The organism is Paenibacillus sp. FSL R5-0928, assembly GCF_037970385.1.
GTDB classification, from domain to species: Bacteria; Bacillota; Bacilli; order Paenibacillales; family Paenibacillaceae; genus Paenibacillus_AQ; species Paenibacillus_AQ odorifer.
This window is the reverse complement of the sequence record NZ_CP150225.1, coordinates 1,170,540-1,188,718: the sequence shown is the minus strand read 5'-3', so window position 1 is coordinate 1,188,718 and position 18,179 is coordinate 1,170,540. Positions and strand designations below refer to the sequence as shown.

The window sequence follows — 18,179 nt, the reverse complement described above, 5'->3', positions numbered from 1 at the left end:
CCGGCAGCTGATACAAATGAATCTCTGCACAATGTGCAGAGCGTTCAATTTTGGCGTCTTATGTAGCGATGAGTCCATAACTCGGACTTCTTCTACAAGAACGCAAAAACCCGCCGTCTCTAATAAAGAGACGGCGGGTTACCCCTCCGCGGTACCACTCTTTTTGACGCATCGGCTGTCACTACTAACAAGCCTTAAAGCTGCGTCCAGCTCTTCTCCCCGGTTCAATCTGGCGTGCCAGCTTAAATCCGGAAAGGTCCGATAACGAGGACAATCGTAGGCAGCGTACTCTAGTTCCGCCGCTCCGCTCCCGGGCGAGCTTCAAGAAATCCGGTGACTGCGTCGCACCAACCCGCAGCTCTCTGTTCACCGTCAAACTCTACTACTCCCGTTCTTAGCGTGTGTAATATAAATTATTCACCACTCTAAATCCATACAAAAAAGCCTGCCATCTCATTCAAGAGACGACAGGCTGTTAACCTTCGCGGTACCACTCTTGTTGATGCTCTGTATCGGCTAAGTTACTGCCGATTCCAATTGAACATCCACTCTACGGTCCAGTATGTTAGGTACTAGACCACCCTATCACGGAGGTTACCCGTAAACGGTGTACAAACGTTCCGGCGACAATTGCCAGTAATGCTTCCACCGCTCCGCTCCCAGACGAGTTCAGGACTCCTTCGACTGCGTTGCACCCACCCGCAGTTCTCTTATCCCAGAGTATCCTTACTACTTCCGCTCATCGCGTTTGCTTGTTTAATTGAACTGATTATACTCGTTAGCTCCAAATGATGTCAATAGGCAGATACAGACCATTGTTCCAGTGAGAATCCAGGGTCAGCAACCATATCCAGCGGTATTCCTCCATCATGCTGCCACTTCACGTATGCAGCCGCTCCAATCATCGCCGCATTATCCGTGCAATACACCGGTGGAGGAATAATAAGTTCAATGCCCTCCGTTTCACAGCGCGAGATTAATGCCGAGCGGAGTCCACCATTAGCAGCGACACCCCCACAGAGCAATAACTGTTTGGAGTTAGTGGCTTTAACGGCGCGTACCGCCTTTTCCACCAGCACTTCTACTACCGATTCTTGGAACCCCCGGGCGATGCCTGCGACATTGGGTTCAAGACCTTTCATTTTGCTCTGATTCACCACATTCAGCACCGCCGATTTTAGACCGCTGAAGCTGAAATCATAAGAGTTCGGCTCCAGCCATACCCGCGGCAATGCAACAACTTCCGTCGCTTCGCGTGCCAGGCGGTCTACATGGGGGCCACCGGGATAAGGAAACCCAAGCGCCCGAGCCACTTTATCATATGCTTCACCTACAGCATCATCACGCGTGCGGCCGATAATTCGAAATTCACCCTCACGCTCCATATGAACCAGTTCAGTATGTCCACCTGACACTACTAGTGTCATACATGGATACTGCAACTCTGCAACCAGGCGGTTAGCATAGATGTGGCCTGCAATATGATGCGTGCCAATTAACGGCTTGCCCCATGCAAGGGCAAGGCTTTTAGCTGCTACTACACCGACCAGTAAAGCGCCCACCAACCCCGGGCCTTGAGTCACCGCTACCGCAGTCAATTGTTCGGGTGTAACGCCTGCCTTGGCGAGCGCTTCCTCGATTACGAGCGTAATTACCTCCACATGTTTACGGGAAGCCACTTCTGGCACCACGCCCCCAAAAGCGCGATGTGTCTCTATTTGACTCGAGATAATGTTGGATAACACTTCTGATCCGTTTTTGACCACGGCCACCGAGGTTTCATCACAACTCGTCTCTATAGCAAGTATTAGTACAGGTTGAGCTGTGCCTGTTTCTGTCTTCATTTCAAGTCCACGCTTCCTTCCAAATAGCCGTGCTCCTTATACTCCGGTAGATCCGCCCACATAATGAGTGCATCCTCGCGATTATCGGAATAATATCCTTTGCGCGTGCCGGCAGAACGAAAGCCTTTTTTACGATATAAATTCTGAGCTACCTCGTTGGATACCCGCACCTCAAGTGTAATGGACTTCATGCCTACGTAAGAGGCAGTATTCATTAACTCTTCCAACAGGCGCTCCCCCCATTTACGTCCACGATAAGCTTCGAGTAAGGCAATATTCGTCACATGCGCCTCATCCACGATAGCCCACATTCCAGCATAGCCAATTATATGACCCGCCAGCTCCATGACCATGTATTTAGCAAAATGATTATGCGTCAGCTCATTCCGGAAAGCTTCCTCTGTCCACGGCATGGTAAAGGCTTCACGCTCAATAATAAGGATGTCCGGTATATCCTCTAGCTTCATCAGGCGAAAAACAAGATCAGCCTCTTGTGCTCTCAATGATTCCACTTCCGTCATCGTTTTAAGCCTCCTTTACTACTTAACCGCAGATTGGCCTCCGCTTCCGAAATCTGAGTATAGTTAGGGATTAAGCTATGAATATCATCATTCTCTACTTGCAGCCGGGCTTCACCAAGGAAGCCTGTCCAACGCCCCTCCAGCTCATAAGGAACTTCTACAGAAGTGCCGAGTTCCGCCAGCGGATGTAGTGATTCTTCGCTGCCATGTACAGCGGTTTCTCCAACAAACCATAGAATAGCTGGTTTAGTTCCTTCGGCTGAAGCCTGTTGTAAACGTTCTGCCAAGTACTCCACCCAGTCGGCCATCAACCGGATGGCATCTGGTTCAAGGCGGCTGAGAGCACTATTCCCATCCGCTGCGAATAACCCTGTGTAGACCTGTCCTCGGCGCGCATCCATCAGTGGAATGATCCAGTCTGGACCGTAGCCACTGTTCGCACTGGCTTGTCCTGACTCTGCTGTCGTCTTATTCTTAAGGGCTGTTTCATACCCACCCCATGCCACAGCATGCAGGCTCGAAACACCAACTACTGGGACATTCCATGCCCAAGCCAGCGTTTTGGCAGCCGTAACCGCGATCCGTGTTCCCGTATAAGATCCCGGACCCACACCAACTGCAATCCCGCCCAGATTAGCAACGGTTGTTCCCGAAGCTTGCAGCGCCTGCTCTATAATCGGCAGCAAATGCACCGAATGATTCCGTTCACCGGAAGCATTAATTTCATGCAATAATTCTCCATTTTCGGTCACTGCAACCCCCAATACAGCAGTTGATGTATCCAGCGCTAAAAGCCGCTTGCGCGGCTCTGTATTCTCATTCGTCATATTCATTAACCCCACTTCTGGATAGCTCCCGGCAAAGCTCACCATAAGGCGCCCCGATTCCGGTCACCGTAATGATTCGTTCCTCCGGTCCAACTGTTTCCATGTATATATGCATATGCCGCGGCGGCATTAACTCCGTAATAATACTGCTCCATTCTACCAAACAAACACCCTGACCATAGAAATACTCATCCAATCCAAGCTCATCTGCTTCCTGAAGTGAAATCCGATATACATCCATGTGATATAACGGCAGACGACCTTCGTACTCTTTAATAATAGTAAAAGTAGGACTGTTTACGATCCCTTTCACTCCAAGATGGCGAGCGTAACCTTGCGAGAAGGCCGTTTTTCCTGCGCCTAGATCACCGTCCAAACCGATAACCATGCCTGCCGTTGAAGCAGCAGCTATTGCACTTGCCAGTTGCTCCGTATCCTGCAGATTGTAAGAACGGTACGTGAACACCGTTTCGACTGTTTTGTCCAACTACAACTACCACCTTTTAAAATATCCCTGTCGAAAACCATTACATTCAATTATATCGGTATGGTCCATCCACCGCAACAACTGTCCCTGCCCATTGTTTAAGCCGAAGGAGGTACAGCCCTCTTCTTCACTTGCGTGGTTAAGCAGATTTCGATAATGAACGCTGCGAGATTGGGTGGCTTCGACTGCCGCTAATCCGCTCATGCTGCTCCTTACCATATCTGTAGCCTGAAAGAATAATACTGTCGCAATAACTCCTGAACACAGCGCAACAATAATGGACTGTCCTGCCTGACCCAATATATTGCTTTAATTCTTACGCAAAAAAGAGACCTTTACGCAAACTTAAGCATAAAAAGTCTCTTTTTTTAAAAACTATAATTCAGCTTTAACGTAGGCTCTAAGTAGACCTTTGTTAGTGCTCTTGCTCTTCGAGTCGTTCAACACCCACAGTGTGCGTATTGGTTGGTCGAGAACCAACTTGTACCGTAGCCATTCCGTTCTCTTCATCCACATGTTCAATCCAGACAGGCTCCCCATCCAAATGTACACTTACAGTCTCTTTAGAAGCATAAATATCCTGTGCCCGTTTGACGTCCACAACTGTTCTCCTCCTTTATCTTTCCTAAAGTTTACGATTCTAAGGGTGACGTATCTTCGAGGGTTCGTTCTGCATCCAGCTTTTCCGAATCGGATACCTGACTGGCCTCCGTGGGCGCAATAATGCTCTCCCAATCCACAACTGTGGCCGGAATATCCTGCTCGCTCAGCGCATCGCTCCATTCGTTATCTCTTGGTTCCATACCTTAGATTCTCCTCCTCAACTTCACAGGTCCGAGTTTATTTTTTCCCAAGCTTCTCAAAAAATGCACCCGGCTAGAAAAGCCTTTCCTGCCTCATACTAACCCAAAGCAAATCAACTTAGATCAGGAGGTGTTTCTCATGCATACCGTTTGGAAAGGAGCCATCAGCTTCGGGCTTGTGCATGTTCCGGTTAAAATGTTCTCCGCTACGGAAGACAAGGACATTTCTCTGCGTTATATCCATAAGGAATGTGGCAGCCCACTGTCGTATGTACGCAAATGCCCGGTATGTGACAAAGAAGTGGCTTGGGAAGAGATCGGTAAAGGATATGAGTATGAAAAAGGGAAGTTTGTGCTCTTCGACAAAGAGGAATTGGATCAACTATCCGACGAGACCAGTAAAAGCATCTCCATTCTCGACTTTGTAGACCTGACGGAAATCGATCCGATTTATTTTCAAAAAACCTATTATTTATCCCCGGATCAGGCAGGATCAAATGCTTATCGACTTCTTATGGAGGCCATGAAGCAGACAGGTAAAATTGGCATCGCCAAAATTTCAATTCGCTCAAAAAGCAGTCTGGCAGCGATCCGTGTGCTTGAGGATTGCCTTGCGATTGAGACCATTTTTTATCCCGATGAGGTGCGGCCGATCTCACAAGTGCCCGGTCTGCCCGAAGCAGGGACAGTGAACGATAAAGAGCTGGAAATGGCTAAGCTGCTGATCTCACAGCTATCCACTCCTTTTGATCCGGCAAAATATACCGATGATTATCGCCAGCGTATGCTTGATCTGATTTCACATAAAATTGCAGGCGAGGAATTTCATATCGCTCCTGCTAAACAGGAAAGCAATGTGATTGATCTAATGGCTGCCTTGCAGGCCAGTATTCAAGCTGTGCAGCATATTCCTTCAGACCCTGGTCCTTCATTAACAGGCACCACAAAAACCAAAACTAAAGCGGCTCCTGCTGCCAAAAGAAAAACAACCAAGACCAAAACAACCGCCGCGGAACCTGCGGAGCAGCAAAACGAGGTCTCCGGGCCGACTCCTGTTATTACGCCGAAACCGAAACGCCGCAGCACAAAAAGCAAAACAACCGTATCTTAGGAGGCTCTGCGGATGAAGCTTCAGCCCATTATTCCTTTTGAACCTATACTGGCTGGGCAGCTTCCAGCAGGTGACCAGTGGATCGCACAAATTAAATGGGACGGTGTGCGGATGTTGTCCTATTACGATGGAAGCACTACTCAGCTTATTAACAGACGTGGCAATTACCGTACCATGCAATACCCGGAGCTTACTGATGTATCTGCTTACTGCAAGGCTGGCTCCGTTATTCTTGATGGTGAGATCATCGCACTCAAGGACGGCAAACCCTCATTTCACGAGGTGATGCGGAGGGACAGTTTAAAAAATGGTTCCACGATTTCCGTCGTTAGGCATCAGGTTCCTGTCATTTATATGATTTTTGATATTCTGTTTTATAATGGCCAATCGACGATGGATCAACCATTATTCTTGCGGCAGCAGCTGTTAAGTGATATTCTGCTGCCCCATCCCCATGTTCAAGCTGTGCCAAGTTATACCGATCCTACAGAACTGTTCGCCGCCACTCAGAACCAGCGTTTGGAAGGAATCGTCTGCAAGGACATCAACAGTACTTATGCTCCGGGCGGAAAAGATAAACGTTGGCAGAAACGCAAAATCAGTTCTGACATTACAGCTGTAGCCGGGGGTGTGACGTTCCGTGACGGTATCGTCAACGCACTACTTCTTGGTCTTTATGATGATAAAGGAAATTTGCATTATATCGGACATGCCGGTCCGGGCAAATTGACTGTACAGGATAAACGCGACTTAACTGCGGAGGCACACCGCCTTAAGCTGGATCGGATGCCCTTTGCTGATGTTCCACAGCGAGGCAAGGGTGCTTTTTGGATAAAGCCGGAGCTCGTCTTCAAAGTTCATTTTCTGGAATGGAACACCTCAGGCACTCTGCGTCAGCCTGTTACTCAAGCTAAAGTGGATCTTCCCCCGGAGTCATGCACAATGGAGCAAAAAGGATAAATTAATAAAGAAACGTCCTCCCAATCTGAAGTGGGAGGACGTTTCTTATTGCACTGTAAGTCTTGTTACATGGGCCTCCAGCTCTGCCTTTGTCTGCGCAGTATTTTTTGTACTCGTAAGCGTATAATCGACACTTCCATCAGCACTGGACCATACCAGCTGGACTTTAAGATCTCCGTGATGAGGCCCAAAAACTGTGTAAACCGCCTCAACTCCGTTGATGTTCAAATTCTCATCTTGGTCGCCAGGCAGCTGGGCCAAAGTCACCCCTTCCGGTAGCGTGTATGCAGGTGCAGATCTTAAATTCACCCTCTCTCCATTTCGTAGATAGGTGATAGAAGTTTCTGTATTGCTCCACTTCAAGCTTTGCGAAATCACCTTTTTACCCCCAGCTTGGGCTTTAGCTTTTAACTGATCCCTGAGGGTCTTATACTCTGAGCTAAAAAACATTGGAATCACTGGATTTAAAACGACATCCTGTAACTTATAATCCTCTGGTAGAGAAGTGGGTATCAGGAGTGACTTCCCGCTTAAGGAAAAAAACTTCTGCGCCGCTTCGTTTATAGAACTGAATCTATATGGCATATAGCTTATACTCAAGGTTTCATGTGGATTAGATTTCTTATCATTTACATACAGAACCTTAAGTTCGCCTGCTTGTAAGGGAACCGTATTTTCTTTGGCAATCAAAGCTTCAATCGTTGAAGATACGGGCGTATTCTGCTCAACGGGTGCGGTAGCTTTACTTTTATTATTACTCCCCGCAGGCACTGCGCCTGCTGTTCCACTCACCGCACTCATCAATACTAATAAGCTTAAGGCTGTAATCGCCGCGCTTTTCTTAATCGTCATTATAATATCCTCCTTTAGCCCCTTGGTTATTTGATCATGGTTTTAGCTACCGCCAACATTTCATTTGTCGTCAGCGTACTAGCCCGATTGTCTGAAAGGGTATATTGTATCGTGCCTGAGTTATCCAGCCACACTAGCTTTGTGTTAAAGCTTGCGTCTTTAGCGGAATCAGTTGTAAGTACTACTTTCCTGCCGTTGACCGTTAATTCTTTCTTAGTTTCCGAAGCTCGTACAAAAGGTACCGCTCCTTCTGGAAGTTTGGCGGGCGGCGACCCAGTTACAATGCTAAAATTAGCTTTTCCTTTGGCATACAGCTGCATAGACAAATTCGTCTGGTTCCAGCTGATGATTTTACTAAACAACTGTTTATTAGAATTACCAGCAGCTGCTGCTGCTTTCAATTCCTGCTCTAGTTGCAAGTACAGCTCTGAATCATTAGCTACAGCCGGTGGATAGATGATGGCTGTCGCCAGAGTGAAGCCTTTGGGAAGATTTCCGGGCTGCGGAGAAGACGGACCCTTTAGCGCTTTAAACTTAGCTGCAAAGGATTTATAGTCTTTAAAAACAAACCCTTTACCAGAGAAGCTGATCGTATCCTGTGGATTGGAGACTTTATCCCGTACGTAGTAGGCCAAAAGCGAACCTTCCTTCACTCCAGCTACGAGTGCCTGCAATTCCTTTTGAGTCTTCTGATCAGTTTGTGATGCAGCCTGCTGTCCTGATGCCACCGCAATTGTAAGGGACAAGCCAGGTACATCCTCACCCCCGGCCACTCCTGTTCCCAGCAAGATTGCTGCAGAGAGTGCGATCAGTGTTTTTTTGAAATCATAATGAAGCTTCAATTTCTAACATCCTCTCCTTCAAAATGGTAATGTATTTTCACCACTTTTTTTAACTACACTTCTATAACAATCCATCATTAGAAAAAGGGACATTTTCTCACAAAAAAGAGGCTGTCCCAAAAGCCATGAAATAGTTGCTTGGGACAGCCTCTTTTTTGTTCTTAACATTACAAGTGACGCATTAAGTGATGCTCCTAAGGATGCAATATGTGAAGCACTTATAGAACAATTGGGGGATTTCTCCCTAAAATTCAGAGATTTCTGTTCATCGGACTTATAATTAGGGAAAACTTCCCTGAAATTCAGCCAATTCGGCAACGAATAAAGAAATTCCCATGATTATTAGGGAGGAATTCCCTGATTTCGTTCATTTAGGGCAAATAGCGGCTATTTTCAGGGAGTTTTTCCCTAATTAGTTTAAAGCACTCTATACATTGCACAAACACAGAACGTAACGCCCATAGTCCACCGTCACATATACCACTAATTCCACAAAATCATCTACTGCAAGCCGCACGAAAATCACACATAGCACATCGCCCACCGCCCCAACCAGTAGCATAGAACACTACGCGTGGCATATCGTCACATGGCACAGTAATATCCATTACTTTTCCTATTCCATAAAAAAAGCTGCCTCCCAAGTAGAATTCACTACTTTTGAGACAGCTTCTCATAATGTACAGTTAGAACAGTAGCTAGTGAATAAAACTGGTGGCAATCTTTTGCCATTGCTCACGAGTCAGTTTACTCTCCTGCTTGTCGCTTAGAGAAAGAACCATCTGGGTGGCTTCATCATACCAATACAATCGATTCTGAGAAGACCAAGCTTTCTTCCCTTTTCCAGTACCCGCCGCGATAAAAACTGCCTCTTTCCTCGTGCCTGTCACAGACCATTTTTCAGCAGTCTGGCCTTCCAAGATAGACACTTGCATGGTATAACCCCTAAAGGCACTCTGCCTTAAGGATAGTGTTATTCTTTCATGTCCCTTGTGGTAGGTAACTTCAGCATTATCTATGGAATTTACAGCTATCTTCTCCATAAACAACTTTTGGCCAGTTTTATCGGTTGTAGCCTTTTTTTGAAATTGTTCAAGGATTTCTTCATATTCTGTGTCTAGCGACCTGTATAGGGGAGCTGCATTAAAAGTTCCTTGCTCGAATTCATAACCATCAGCTAACGAGGAAGGCAACCCTGGCCAGAAATCGCCAACATTTTTTAATTCTTTTACGAAGTCTTGATATTTCGAATACACCGGCGAAATAAAAGCAAACTGCAATTGATTTCCATAGCCTAACCCTAACTCCAGCTTATTTAATTCAGCATCCTTCACATAATAAGCAGCCATTTCCCCAGTGTTTAAACGAGCAAGCACTTGCTCTTTATAAGTCATAGATAAGCTCTGATACTTCTCTATCGCAGGCGAGGTTGTCGGATCAGGCGTATTATTATGCACCGTCTTCACAACAGCCTTCCCTCCGCTGTTCACTAGTGTAATAATACCACCTTGGGGTTTTGTGATATCAATTGTAAACTGGCTACCTTGTTCCGATAACTTTCCATGTTCAGACAGCTGCAGAGCACCCAACCCGATAATCCCCAGCAATACAGCCGCGGAGACTCCAGTGAGCACTCTTTTTCTAAACCTAGACGGGTGTTGGGGCATCTCCTTTTGCTTCTGCATAATAGGATCTTCCGGTTCTGGGAACGGCTTCAGCTCGCTAACCATGCTCGTCCTTTCACCGTCAATCCTATTCTGTTGTTCATGAATTGCTCTTACCCGCTTCATAACAGCTGCTTTTACATCCAGCTCTTCGCAGCTCCCTACCGCATCCATTTTCTTGATCATTTTCTCTTCAACAAAGCCTCGTTGCCGCACCATTCCGTTCCCCCTTTCTGAGCATTCAGCATTTTGCCAAGCTTCGTAATCGTTCGCCTGTATTTCTTCTTCACAGCATCAGTATTCTTATCCAGAATCTCCGCAATCTCCGGGAAGCTCTGTTCCTCAAAGATTCTAAGTACTAACAGGTTTCGCTCCTCTGTCTTCAGCTTCGCGAGGGCTAAAGTCAGATGTTCGTTAAATATGTAACGGTCCATCAACTGTTCCGGGCTTTCTGCAGGCGGATCTGGTTGATAAAGCGCCATAAACTTTATATGGCTTTGACGTTTGCGGATTAGACTAAGGCAATGATGGTAGGCAATTTTATATAGCCATGAAGAGAAGCTCGCGGTAGGGCGGTATGTGCCTATATGCTGATATGCCTTTACCAGAATATCCTGTACTGCATCCTCAGCTTCAGTACGGCTCCCAAGCAGCCGACAGCAATAGCGGTAAATCGGCTTTTGAAAAGCCTCGACGACCAAGGCATAAGACTCAACCTCGCCTGCCTGTACCCGAACAACGGTGTGCTCGATCCCGTCCAAAATCAGCAAACTCCCCTTTCTAATAATCGTATATCTTTATAAGTCTTATGATCATCCAAAAGGGACACTTTGGGAATATTTTTTTCATGAAAAGGAGCAGACTGACACATAATACCTTCATTCCTATCACAGAAAGGAGTTTCCCGATGCCGGCAGCGATCAAAGGTACAATTACCATAGACGGAGAAGAAATCATCATCACTAATCCAGAGAAGCTGCTGTGGCCTGAATGTGGCATTACAAAACGGATTTATCTGCAAAAGCTCGCTGCACTCTCTCCCTATCTGCTGCGTTATTGCCGAGACCGGCTGCTTACCGTCATTCGTTATCCGCACGGCATCTCTGGAATGTCCTTTTATCAGAAAAATGCGCCTGATCCTCTTCCGGCCTTTGTCCAAACCGCTGTACACGAGAATATTAACTATATCAAGCTGCAAGGCTTACCTGAGCTGATCTGGCTGGGGAATCTGGCTGCTTTGGAATTTCACCCTTCCCTGCATTATGTAGGCAGCGAGCTGCCCTGTGAATGGATGATTGATCTTGATCCTTCACTTGAAATCGAACCTCGTATCATGGAAGCAACTGCGATCGTTGGGGCGGTTTTAACCTCCCTTGGCCTCTCCTCTGTACCCAAAACCTCTGGTGCTACCGGGGTGCAGATCATCGTCCCTATCGAGACTGGTGTTACTTTTGATGGATTGCGGAAAATCGGGCATTTTGTGGGTCGTTATGTCACCGAAAAGCATCCCAACCTGTTCACCCTGGAACGTCTAAAAAAGAATCGCGGAGATAAAATCTATTTCGACTACCTCCAGCATTATAGCGGCAAAACATTAGCTGCACCTTACACACCGCGTGCAAGACCGCTTGCTACAGTTTCTACACCCTTGCTCTGGGAGGAGGTTCAGCAAAATGTATCTCCCTCTAATTTTCATCTGCTTAATATCGAGGAACGCCTTCAGCGTATGGGAGATCTTTTAGAGAAAGTGCCACCACAGCCTGTTGAACAGCTCATCGCTAAGCTCCCATAAAGGAGCAATCCCATAGAAAAAAGACCCCAAAAACAGCAATAAGCCCGCAGCATCAACTACATGCTACGAGCTTATTTGGCGTCCCACTCAAGGACAGAAGGTATACTATATAAGAATACGGCATGCCGAGCTTTGTTCACCGTATTTATTGCTTTTTTATCCGTAAAAATACCTTCTTTCAGTTAATGATACTTAAGAGCTACGCTAGTGGATGGATTTCTTCTTGAAGCGGCCACCTTTAACATCATGGATGTTACCTATTGCGATGAATGCATCAGAATCCCAATCTTCAACAATGGTTTTAAGCTTAGCTTCTTCCAGACGGGTGATAACTACAAAGATCACTTTCTTGTTCTCACCGGAAAATCCGCCTTCTCCATCTAAATAAGTAACACCACGTCCGAGACGCTCTGTCAGAGCTTCCCCAATATCGCGGAATTTATCGCTGATAATCCATACTGATTTCGATTGATCCAGACCCTCAAGGGTAATGTCAATAACCTTAAATGCAATATAATAAGCAATCAGGGAGAACATCGCGTTATTCCAACCGAACACAAATCCAGCTCCGGACAAGATGAACAGGTTGAAGAACATAACTACTTCACCTACAGAGAAGGGAAGCTTCTTAGCCACTAAAATCGCAACAATTTCTGTACCGTCTAGAGATCCCCCGAAACGTACAACCAACCCAACACCTACACCTAGTATGATACCGCCAAACACGGCAGCAAGCATCGGTTCAACTGTAAAGGCCTCTACATGATGCAGCATTGAAGTGCCGATAGACATAAGTAAAATCGCATATAAGGTAGATAAGGCAAATGTCTTACCGATTTGCTTATAACCGATTAACAGGAACGGAAGATTGAGCAGTGTCAATAAAATACCCAGAGGAATGTCGAATAAATGTGATAAAATAATGGAGATACCGGTAATCCCGCCATCAATCATTTGATTAGGTACTAGGAATATCTCAAGTGCAACAGCCATCATGGCGGCCCCAATGGATAACATAACCATACGCTGCGCGAACTTAGCCATTTTATGGGCACCGGTCTTCTGCAGTTTGTTCTGCTCCTCTTTGGTAAACATTTGTGGACTCACATTCATAGAACTCCCCCTACAATTTAACAATATAGTTTTGAAACATTCGGAAGTATAATTACAATCTATACTTTCTTACATTTCTTCTTATACAATTATTATATCACAAAATATGCTCTAATAATGAATGGAACACGTACTATCCTTCGAAAAATTCAGATTTAGTCCTCTTTCCGGTCATAACAGCGGTGATAACAACTGACATAGCCCTTCACCGAGTTTGACAATTCTCCCTCTCTCCTTAAATTTTACAGGATCAATGAATTCACTATGCTTTTGATCCTTTTCAAACCCCGCGACTAGCACTGCTATCGTCTCAGGATGCAGCAAAACCGCTGTCATTTCGAAATTAGAATAGAAGCTGCGCATATCCAGATTCGCACTTCCCACCGTACCCAGCAGATCATCCACAATCATGACTTTGGCATGCATAAATCCTTTGGTGTAGCGATAGAACTTCACGCCTGCATCTTGTAAATTCTCCAGATAAGACAAAGAAGCATGATAAACGAGCTTATTATCAGGCTTCGCCGGAATGATGATTCTAACATCCACTCCACGAAGGACTGCACTCTTCAAAGCACGACAAATCGCAGGGTCCGGAATAAAATACGGTGAAGTAATCCAGATCCGTTCCCTAGCAGAGCAAAAAGCGGCAAAATACATCTCCTGAGAAGCATCGATCGCAGCATCCGGTCCACTTCCTACAATCTGCACGGCTTCTTGCTCCTTACAAAAATGCTCAGGGAACAAACGAGGATGGCTCATACCTTCACCAGAGGCCAGTCTCCAATCCTTCAGGAAAACATACTGAATATAATAAACAGAATCTCCTTCTAGACGCAGATGAGTATCGCGCCAGTAACCCATCTTGGCGTCCTTTCCTAAATAATCATCCCCGATATTCATTCCACCCGTAAAACCAATCAATCCATCCACCACTAGGATCTTCCGATGATTGCGGAAATTAAAACGACGATCCAGTAAAGAACTAACCGGAGGTAAAAAAAAGTGGAACTCCACCCCGGCATTTCTCATGGTTTGAATAAACCTACGGCTTAATCGATGACTGCCCAGTCCATCACAAAGCAAACGCACCTTAACTCCCTGCCGCGCCTTTCGTATCATAACGTCCTGAAATTGCTCTCCGATCTCATCATCACGATAAATATAAAATTGCATGTGGATATGTTCTTTTGCCTCTTCCATGGCTTTCAGCATTGCGTCGTACGCTTCTCTCGCAGTTGACAGTACTCTGCTTTTGTTATGGCCTGTAATAGGCCCTTCCGAGAGCTTTGCAAGCAAAACCAATAAACCTTCGTTATTCTCAAACTGAGCGTTTCCAGTATCCGACGCTTGTTTTACTACCTTAATCTTGCCAGTGACATACGAACGAATTTCCCGGAAGAGCGAAGTACATCTTTTGTTCAATTTTCTATTCTGTCTGTAGTCACGACCTAGAAAATAATAGAATGCCAGACCAAGCGGTGGACAACAGAAGGAAATAAACAACCATGCTATAGCCCTTTGCGGGCGGCGGTACTCCAGAAATACAATCAATGCAATCTGTATGATAAAAAGAATTAGAATTATCGCAAAAATCTTCAATTCTCTACCCCCTCAATTAATAAAAACAGATGCAATAGACTCTCTGCGATGACTCTAGTACAGGTTTTGCCGTAACTCTCCTTCTTTATTCAAACAAACCGTTGTCATGTTCCTGAAAGATATGGAATACATAGAGTAGTAGGACAATTCGGATGAGCCTAATGGAAGAAAAGTCGTTAGCCTCAGGTATCGCAAGCGGCTGCCATAAGCCGCAGAAAGGAGAAGCCATGAAGAGTCAGCCAGATCATAAACGGATTACGCTGCTTGTCGTAAGGGATGCCGGACGTCCAGTCAAACAGCTCCACATCTCCAAACCGCTAGCGTTCGCTTTGCCGGCAGCAGCAGCCCTCTCTATCTCCAGTCTGGTCACCTCTATGCATTTCCATGCCTCTCAGTCCATCTCACAGCTAGAAGCCGAGGCAGCCGCACTATCGCTAACCAATCTCCGCATGGAAATGAAGGTCGCCGACAAGGATAAAGATTTAACCCAGCTTCGTAGCCAGGTCAGCGAACTTTCGGAAGAGGCAGATAACATTAAAGACAAGCTGAAGAGTGTAAATGCACTGGAACAGGAGCTGCAAGCATTGATTAACAAAAGCAAAGGTGCTGCTGCCGCTACAGACACGAATGAATCCCAACCGGAGAAATCCGCAACAGAAAAATCAAAAGCTGGATCGGCCACTTCAAATTCAACATTAGGTTTATCGAGCCGTCTTTCTTCTCCTGTTCCTAAAGAGACCTCCTTTAAGCAGAGTACTGAAGAGAACTCATCTTCCACTTCTCTATCCGCCATAAGTTTCCGCTTTGGAGCCATTACTGCAGCCCTTCCAAAAACACTCACCCCACAGGTTGGTGGAGAATACATCGCGGTGTATCAGAACGACGCTACAAGCTTGGTGGAAGAAACTAAGGATGACTTTGAGGAGATTCACGGAATGCTTGATGAAATGGTGGAAAGTATCACACAGACAATCACACAGGCAGAGCATGAGAATAACGTACAAGCAAATCTGCAAGCTCAAAAGGCCCGTGCAGAAAAGGCTAGACTTAACGCAGTACCGCTTTGGCCTACCGAGTCCAAAGTTATTTCTTCAAGCTTCGGCTACCGCTCAGATCCATTCAAAGGTTTGTCTGCTTTCCATTCCGGTGTCGATATTGCCGGGAACATCGGTGATCCTGTATATGCTGCCTTAGATGGCGAGGTTATTACTGCGGAACAAATGGGCGCACGCGGAAAATACATCGTGCTTAAGCATTCAAACGGGTTGGAAACCTGGTACATGCATTTGAACGGAATGAACGTATCTGCCGGAGACAAGGTTAGCAAGGGGCAAAAAATCGGCTTGCTTGGAAGCACTGGCCGAAGCACAGGTCCTCACCTTCATTTTCAGGTTGTGAAGCAGAATAAAACTGTCAACCCTTTGGCGTATGTCAAACCCTAAGGATTCATTCAATATATATAATAGGAGGAATTTATAAATGTGGAACAAACGGCAGCAGCGTGTCCCCTTTAAATCTACCGATTCCCTAATAGGGCATGGAGGAACACTGGAGGGCAAGGTGCAATGCGATACAAACCTGCGGATTGAGGGTACTTTTAGCGGTGAGATTATTTGCAGTGGTGTCGTGACTGTAGGAGAAGAAGGAACAGTGCGCTCCAGTATTAAAGCGGAGGAAATCGTGATTGCCGGCAAAGTATACGGGGATGTTACCGCAGACCGCAGACTCATTATGACCGGAACCGGGGAGTTACATGGTAATATTTCAGCAGGAGCACTTAGCATTATGGAAGGCAGCCTCCTGAATGGCTCCATTGCCATGCAAGAACAGCCCACCTCTGAAAAAGCAGGTGAGCCCAAAAGTAATATGAAAAAGGACAAGGCAGCCAAGCGCTCCTCCAAAGCACAAGGAACACTCGAAGCCGGCTAGACTTATTTCTATGAGGCAACGTCCCTTTTACGGAAGACAATCCAGGAAATGGCCAGGAATAGGATATAGTACACCGCTAGTACAGCTATGGAGAAGCCAAGTGTAGAGCCCCCCGGACCCGTATCCGACAATAGGTAGCCTCTTAGATCCATATGTGTGAAGATCAAGTATTGGGCCCATTCAAACCGTTCTGGACTAAAAATAACCGTAAAAATACTCTTGGCAAACATAATAAATAAGGATAATCCAATAGCCAGTCCACTTGCGCGGAATACGCTAGATACCATGAAAGCCAGAGCAGCGGTCAGGAAAAGCTCAATGTAACGACATAGGAGATCTAGGAAGGAATATTCCGCTGGGCTCCAAGCCGTAATGGATGACATCGTATCTCCCGAAGATGAGGAGAAGATTAACGAAGCAGCAAAGCCAAAAGCAATCAATACTGCGGTGCTAAGCAAACTGAATAACACCATGGAAATATATTTCGAGAGCAGGATCTTGGAGCGACTCCACGGGCGAATCAGCAGCAGCTTGATGGTTCCCCAGGTAAATTCGCCCGCTACGGAGTCAGAAGCCACTACAACGGTAAATATTGTATTCAAGAAGAACGCAATACTCACCGTCATCTGAAAGTTGTCCCAAAGCCCCATGAGCGATGAATCGCCTTCGCTTGTGAAATAAATAAGCGCAGGAAGCAGCACGCTCATCACTGCAAGAATAAGCAGCATAATCCATGTGCGGACACGGCTGTATATTTTGATATTCTCATTATGTATGAGAGCTGTAAATTCACCCAATTCCTTCACCTCCTGTAACCTCTAAGAATTGATCCTCCAGCGTACGGGCAAGGGCTCTGATGCTATACACCTTAATCCCACCTGCCACTAGCTTGGCATTTAATTCTGCGATCTCCTCACGCTCTGCCTCAAGCACAAGTCCCCCACTCTTAAATACTCCACGTCCAATGAGGGCTAGAGCAGCTTCAGCATTATCAACCTCGAACAAGGTTTCTCCCAGAGGCATTGCAGTATTGCCTACCCCTTTCAGCTGCTTCACATCCACCAGTCGTCCATTTTGGATAATCGCCACGCTGTCACACATGAGCTCCATCTCGGAAAGTAAATGACTGGAGACGAATACAGTTGTTCCTTCTTCCTGACATAAACGGCGTAAATAGTCTCTAAGCTCGCGTATCCCTTGTGGATCCAGGCCGTTGGTTGGCTCATCTAGAATCAGCAGCTTGGGTCTGTGCAGCAGTGCCTGAGCCACTCCCAGCCTCTGACGCATTCCCAGTGAATAGGTCTTAACTTTGTCATGAATTCTTTGACCTAGTCCAACTAGCTCGACGACTTCGTCTATCCGTTGCTTCGTTACCCCTGGCACCATCCGTGCATATTGGCGCAGATTCTGATAACCGGATAGGAACTTGTACATCTCAGGATTTTCTACAATGGCCCCTATATTTGCGATAGCCTCTTCAAAATGGTTTTTAATACTACGGCCACAGATCAAGATGTCTCCACGACTAATGGAAATCAACCCCACCATCATCCGTATTGTAGTAGTCTTACCTGCTCCGTTGGGCCCCAAAAAACCGAAGATTTGTCCAGGCGGGATGTCCAGCGTTAAATCGCTCACCAGCGTTTTCGAGCCGATTTTTTTGGTGACTCCCTGCAGGCGGGCAACAGGCTCCATCAATATTTCTGTATTCGACATAGTCTCACTTCCTTTCATCTATAACCTAGTTTACCACATATACCCTTTTTCCCGAAAATCACTAGAGGATACGAGTCTGCCATCTAAAAAAAAGGAACCTGACTTCTCCGGCATTA

19 protein-coding genes, 1 pseudogene and 2 other annotated features are annotated in these 18,179 nt (G+C 46.1%); of the genes and pseudogenes, 5 read left to right on the top strand and 15 right to left on the bottom strand.

The window, feature by feature from the left end; translation table 11 throughout:
- Positions 1–123 precede the first annotated feature (123 nt).
- Positions 124–405, bottom strand: a binding site (T-box leader).
- A 52-nt stretch (positions 406–457) separates the two neighbouring features.
- Positions 458–752: a binding site (T-box leader), on the bottom strand.
- A gap of 42 nt (positions 753–794) precedes the next feature.
- The 7 genes and pseudogenes from tsaD to MKZ16_RS05065 form a co-directional block, all read right to left on the bottom strand.
- The gene (gene tsaD / locus MKZ16_RS05095) at positions 795–1,844 is read right to left on the bottom strand and encodes a tRNA (adenosine(37)-N6)-threonylcarbamoyltransferase complex transferase subunit TsaD (RefSeq protein ID WP_076104242.1); all 1,050 of its coding nucleotides are present in this window, start codon (positions 1,842–1,844) and stop codon (positions 795–797) included.
- Positions 1,841–2,365 carry a ribosomal protein S18-alanine N-acetyltransferase gene (rimI, locus tag MKZ16_RS05090; RefSeq protein WP_036676521.1) on the bottom strand — a complete coding sequence of 175 codons (525 nt, stop codon included), beginning with the start codon at positions 2,363–2,365 and terminating at the stop codon, positions 1,841–1,843. Before rimI ends, tsaD begins: the two co-directional genes overlap by 4 nt.
- Entirely contained in the window at positions 2,362–3,192 is an 831-nt protein-coding gene (gene tsaB, locus MKZ16_RS05085; RefSeq protein WP_076104241.1) for a tRNA (adenosine(37)-N6)-threonylcarbamoyltransferase complex dimerization subunit type 1 TsaB, read from the bottom strand. Before tsaB ends, rimI begins: the two co-directional genes overlap by 4 nt.
- Positions 3,182–3,658 (bottom strand): tRNA (adenosine(37)-N6)-threonylcarbamoyltransferase complex ATPase subunit type 1 TsaE, encoded by a 477-nt coding sequence (gene tsaE, locus MKZ16_RS05080; RefSeq protein ID WP_256715449.1) that lies wholly within the window; start codon positions 3,656–3,658, stop codon positions 3,182–3,184. Before tsaE ends, tsaB begins: the two co-directional genes overlap by 11 nt.
- A gap of 174 nt (positions 3,659–3,832) precedes the next feature.
- Positions 3,833–3,973, bottom strand: a pseudogene (locus MKZ16_RS05075) (multidrug resistance efflux transporter family protein); the annotation flags it as partial.
- Between the two features lie 121 nt (positions 3,974–4,094).
- On the bottom strand, positions 4,095–4,280 hold the full coding sequence (locus tag MKZ16_RS05070; RefSeq protein ID WP_036676525.1) for an H-type small acid-soluble spore protein: 186 nt from the start codon (positions 4,278–4,280) through the stop codon (positions 4,095–4,097).
- Between the two features lie 31 nt (positions 4,281–4,311).
- Positions 4,312–4,482: a hypothetical protein gene (locus tag MKZ16_RS05065; RefSeq protein ID WP_155288087.1), complete on the bottom strand. Its 171-nt coding sequence runs from the start codon at positions 4,480–4,482 to the stop codon at positions 4,312–4,314.
- 139 nt (positions 4,483–4,621) lie between these two features.
- Between MKZ16_RS05065 and MKZ16_RS05060 the strand changes: the two genes are divergently transcribed.
- A complete protein-coding gene (locus MKZ16_RS05060) occupies positions 4,622–5,593 on the top strand; it encodes a Ku protein (protein ID WP_038568938.1) in 972 nt (323 codons plus the stop codon).
- A gap of 12 nt (positions 5,594–5,605) precedes the next feature.
- Positions 5,606–6,553: an RNA ligase family protein gene (locus MKZ16_RS05055; protein WP_038568937.1), complete on the top strand. Its 948-nt coding sequence runs from the start codon at positions 5,606–5,608 to the stop codon at positions 6,551–6,553.
- A gap of 45 nt (positions 6,554–6,598) precedes the next feature.
- Here the strand turns inward: MKZ16_RS05055 and MKZ16_RS05050 are convergent, their stop codons facing one another.
- The 4 genes from MKZ16_RS05050 to MKZ16_RS05035 all read right to left on the bottom strand — a co-directional run bounded on the left by MKZ16_RS05050 (position 6,599) and on the right by MKZ16_RS05035 (position 10,672).
- Positions 6,599–7,405: a hypothetical protein gene (locus MKZ16_RS05050; protein ID WP_076104239.1), complete on the bottom strand. Its 807-nt coding sequence runs from the start codon at positions 7,403–7,405 to the stop codon at positions 6,599–6,601.
- 26 nt (positions 7,406–7,431) lie between these two features.
- Entirely contained in the window at positions 7,432–8,247 is an 816-nt protein-coding gene (locus tag MKZ16_RS05045; protein ID WP_076104238.1) for a hypothetical protein, read from the bottom strand.
- Between the two features lie 698 nt (positions 8,248–8,945).
- A complete protein-coding gene (locus MKZ16_RS05040) occupies positions 8,946–10,130 on the bottom strand; it encodes a hypothetical protein (protein WP_076104237.1) in 1,185 nt (394 codons plus the stop codon).
- Positions 10,094–10,672, bottom strand: a complete 579-nt coding sequence (locus tag MKZ16_RS05035; RefSeq protein ID WP_052096798.1) for a sigma-70 family RNA polymerase sigma factor — start codon at positions 10,670–10,672, stop codon at positions 10,094–10,096. Before MKZ16_RS05035 ends, MKZ16_RS05040 begins: the two co-directional genes overlap by 37 nt.
- Positions 10,673–10,818: 146 nt before the next feature.
- Between MKZ16_RS05035 and ligD the strand changes: the two genes are divergently transcribed.
- Positions 10,819–11,703, top strand: a complete 885-nt coding sequence (gene ligD, locus MKZ16_RS05030) for a non-homologous end-joining DNA ligase (RefSeq protein WP_036676536.1) — start codon at positions 10,819–10,821, stop codon at positions 11,701–11,703.
- A gap of 204 nt (positions 11,704–11,907) precedes the next feature.
- On the opposite strand, the gene MKZ16_RS05025 is transcribed toward ligD, so the two are convergent.
- Both MKZ16_RS05025 and cls read right to left on the bottom strand, forming a co-directional pair.
- Positions 11,908–12,747, bottom strand: coding sequence for a YitT family protein (locus MKZ16_RS05025; RefSeq protein WP_235219386.1), 840 nt, complete (start codon positions 12,745–12,747; stop codon positions 11,908–11,910).
- A gap of 240 nt (positions 12,748–12,987) precedes the next feature.
- The gene (gene cls, locus MKZ16_RS05020; RefSeq protein WP_076104236.1) at positions 12,988–14,418 is read right to left on the bottom strand and encodes a cardiolipin synthase; all 1,431 of its coding nucleotides are present in this window, start codon (positions 14,416–14,418) and stop codon (positions 12,988–12,990) included.
- 161 nt (positions 14,419–14,579) lie between these two features.
- Here cls and MKZ16_RS05015 point away from each other — a divergent pair, with 161 nt between their 5' ends.
- Positions 14,580–15,860 (top strand): M23 family metallopeptidase, encoded by a 1,281-nt coding sequence (locus MKZ16_RS05015; protein ID WP_051490924.1) that lies wholly within the window; start codon positions 14,580–14,582, stop codon positions 15,858–15,860.
- 37 nt (positions 15,861–15,897) lie between these two features.
- A complete protein-coding gene (locus MKZ16_RS05010; protein ID WP_038568928.1) occupies positions 15,898–16,347 on the top strand; it encodes a polymer-forming cytoskeletal protein in 450 nt (149 codons plus the stop codon).
- Between the two features lie 8 nt (positions 16,348–16,355).
- Here the strand turns inward: MKZ16_RS05010 and MKZ16_RS05005 are convergent, their stop codons facing one another.
- Both MKZ16_RS05005 and MKZ16_RS05000 read right to left on the bottom strand, forming a co-directional pair.
- Positions 16,356–17,144 carry an ABC transporter permease gene (locus tag MKZ16_RS05005; RefSeq protein WP_038568926.1) on the bottom strand — a complete coding sequence of 263 codons (789 nt, stop codon included), beginning with the start codon at positions 17,142–17,144 and terminating at the stop codon, positions 16,356–16,358.
- Entirely contained in the window at positions 17,137–18,063 is a 927-nt protein-coding gene (locus tag MKZ16_RS05000) for an ABC transporter ATP-binding protein (RefSeq protein ID WP_235219382.1), read from the bottom strand. The genes MKZ16_RS05005 and MKZ16_RS05000 overlap by 8 nt, the downstream gene beginning before the upstream one ends.
- Positions 18,064–18,179: the final 116 nt, after the last annotated feature.

Bases quoted from the DNA above. Each gene is read 5' to 3' on its own strand.
- MKZ16_RS05000 (WP_235219382.1), bottom strand. From the start codon at position 18,063: ATGTCGAATACAGAAATATTGATGGAGCCTGTTGCCCGCCTGCAGGGA.
- MKZ16_RS05025 (WP_235219386.1), bottom strand. From the start codon at position 12,747: ATGGCTAAGTTCGCGCAGCGTATGGTTATGTTATCCATTGGGGCCGCC.
- MKZ16_RS05060 (WP_038568938.1), top strand. From the start codon at position 4,622: ATGCATACCGTTTGGAAAGGAGCCATCAGCTTCGGGCTTGTGCATGTT.
- MKZ16_RS05040 (WP_076104237.1), bottom strand. From the start codon at position 10,130: ATGGTGCGGCAACGAGGCTTTGTTGAAGAGAAAATGATCAAGAAAATG.
- rimI (WP_036676521.1), bottom strand. From the start codon at position 2,365: ATGACGGAAGTGGAATCATTGAGAGCACAAGAGGCTGATCTTGTTTTT.
- MKZ16_RS05015 (WP_051490924.1), top strand. From the start codon at position 14,580: ATGGAAGAAAAGTCGTTAGCCTCAGGTATCGCAAGCGGCTGCCATAAG.
- MKZ16_RS05055 (WP_038568937.1), top strand. From the start codon at position 5,606: ATGAAGCTTCAGCCCATTATTCCTTTTGAACCTATACTGGCTGGGCAG.
- MKZ16_RS05065 (WP_155288087.1), bottom strand. From the start codon at position 4,482: ATGGAACCAAGAGATAACGAATGGAGCGATGCGCTGAGCGAGCAGGAT.
- tsaD (WP_076104242.1), bottom strand. From the start codon at position 1,844: ATGAAGACAGAAACAGGCACAGCTCAACCTGTACTAATACTTGCTATA.
- ligD (WP_036676536.1), top strand. From the start codon at position 10,819: ATGCCGGCAGCGATCAAAGGTACAATTACCATAGACGGAGAAGAAATC.
- MKZ16_RS05050 (WP_076104239.1), bottom strand. From the start codon at position 7,405: ATGACGATTAAGAAAAGCGCGGCGATTACAGCCTTAAGCTTATTAGTA.
- MKZ16_RS05010 (WP_038568928.1), top strand. From the start codon at position 15,898: ATGTGGAACAAACGGCAGCAGCGTGTCCCCTTTAAATCTACCGATTCC.
- tsaB (WP_076104241.1), bottom strand. From the start codon at position 3,192: ATGACGAATGAGAATACAGAGCCGCGCAAGCGGCTTTTAGCGCTGGAT.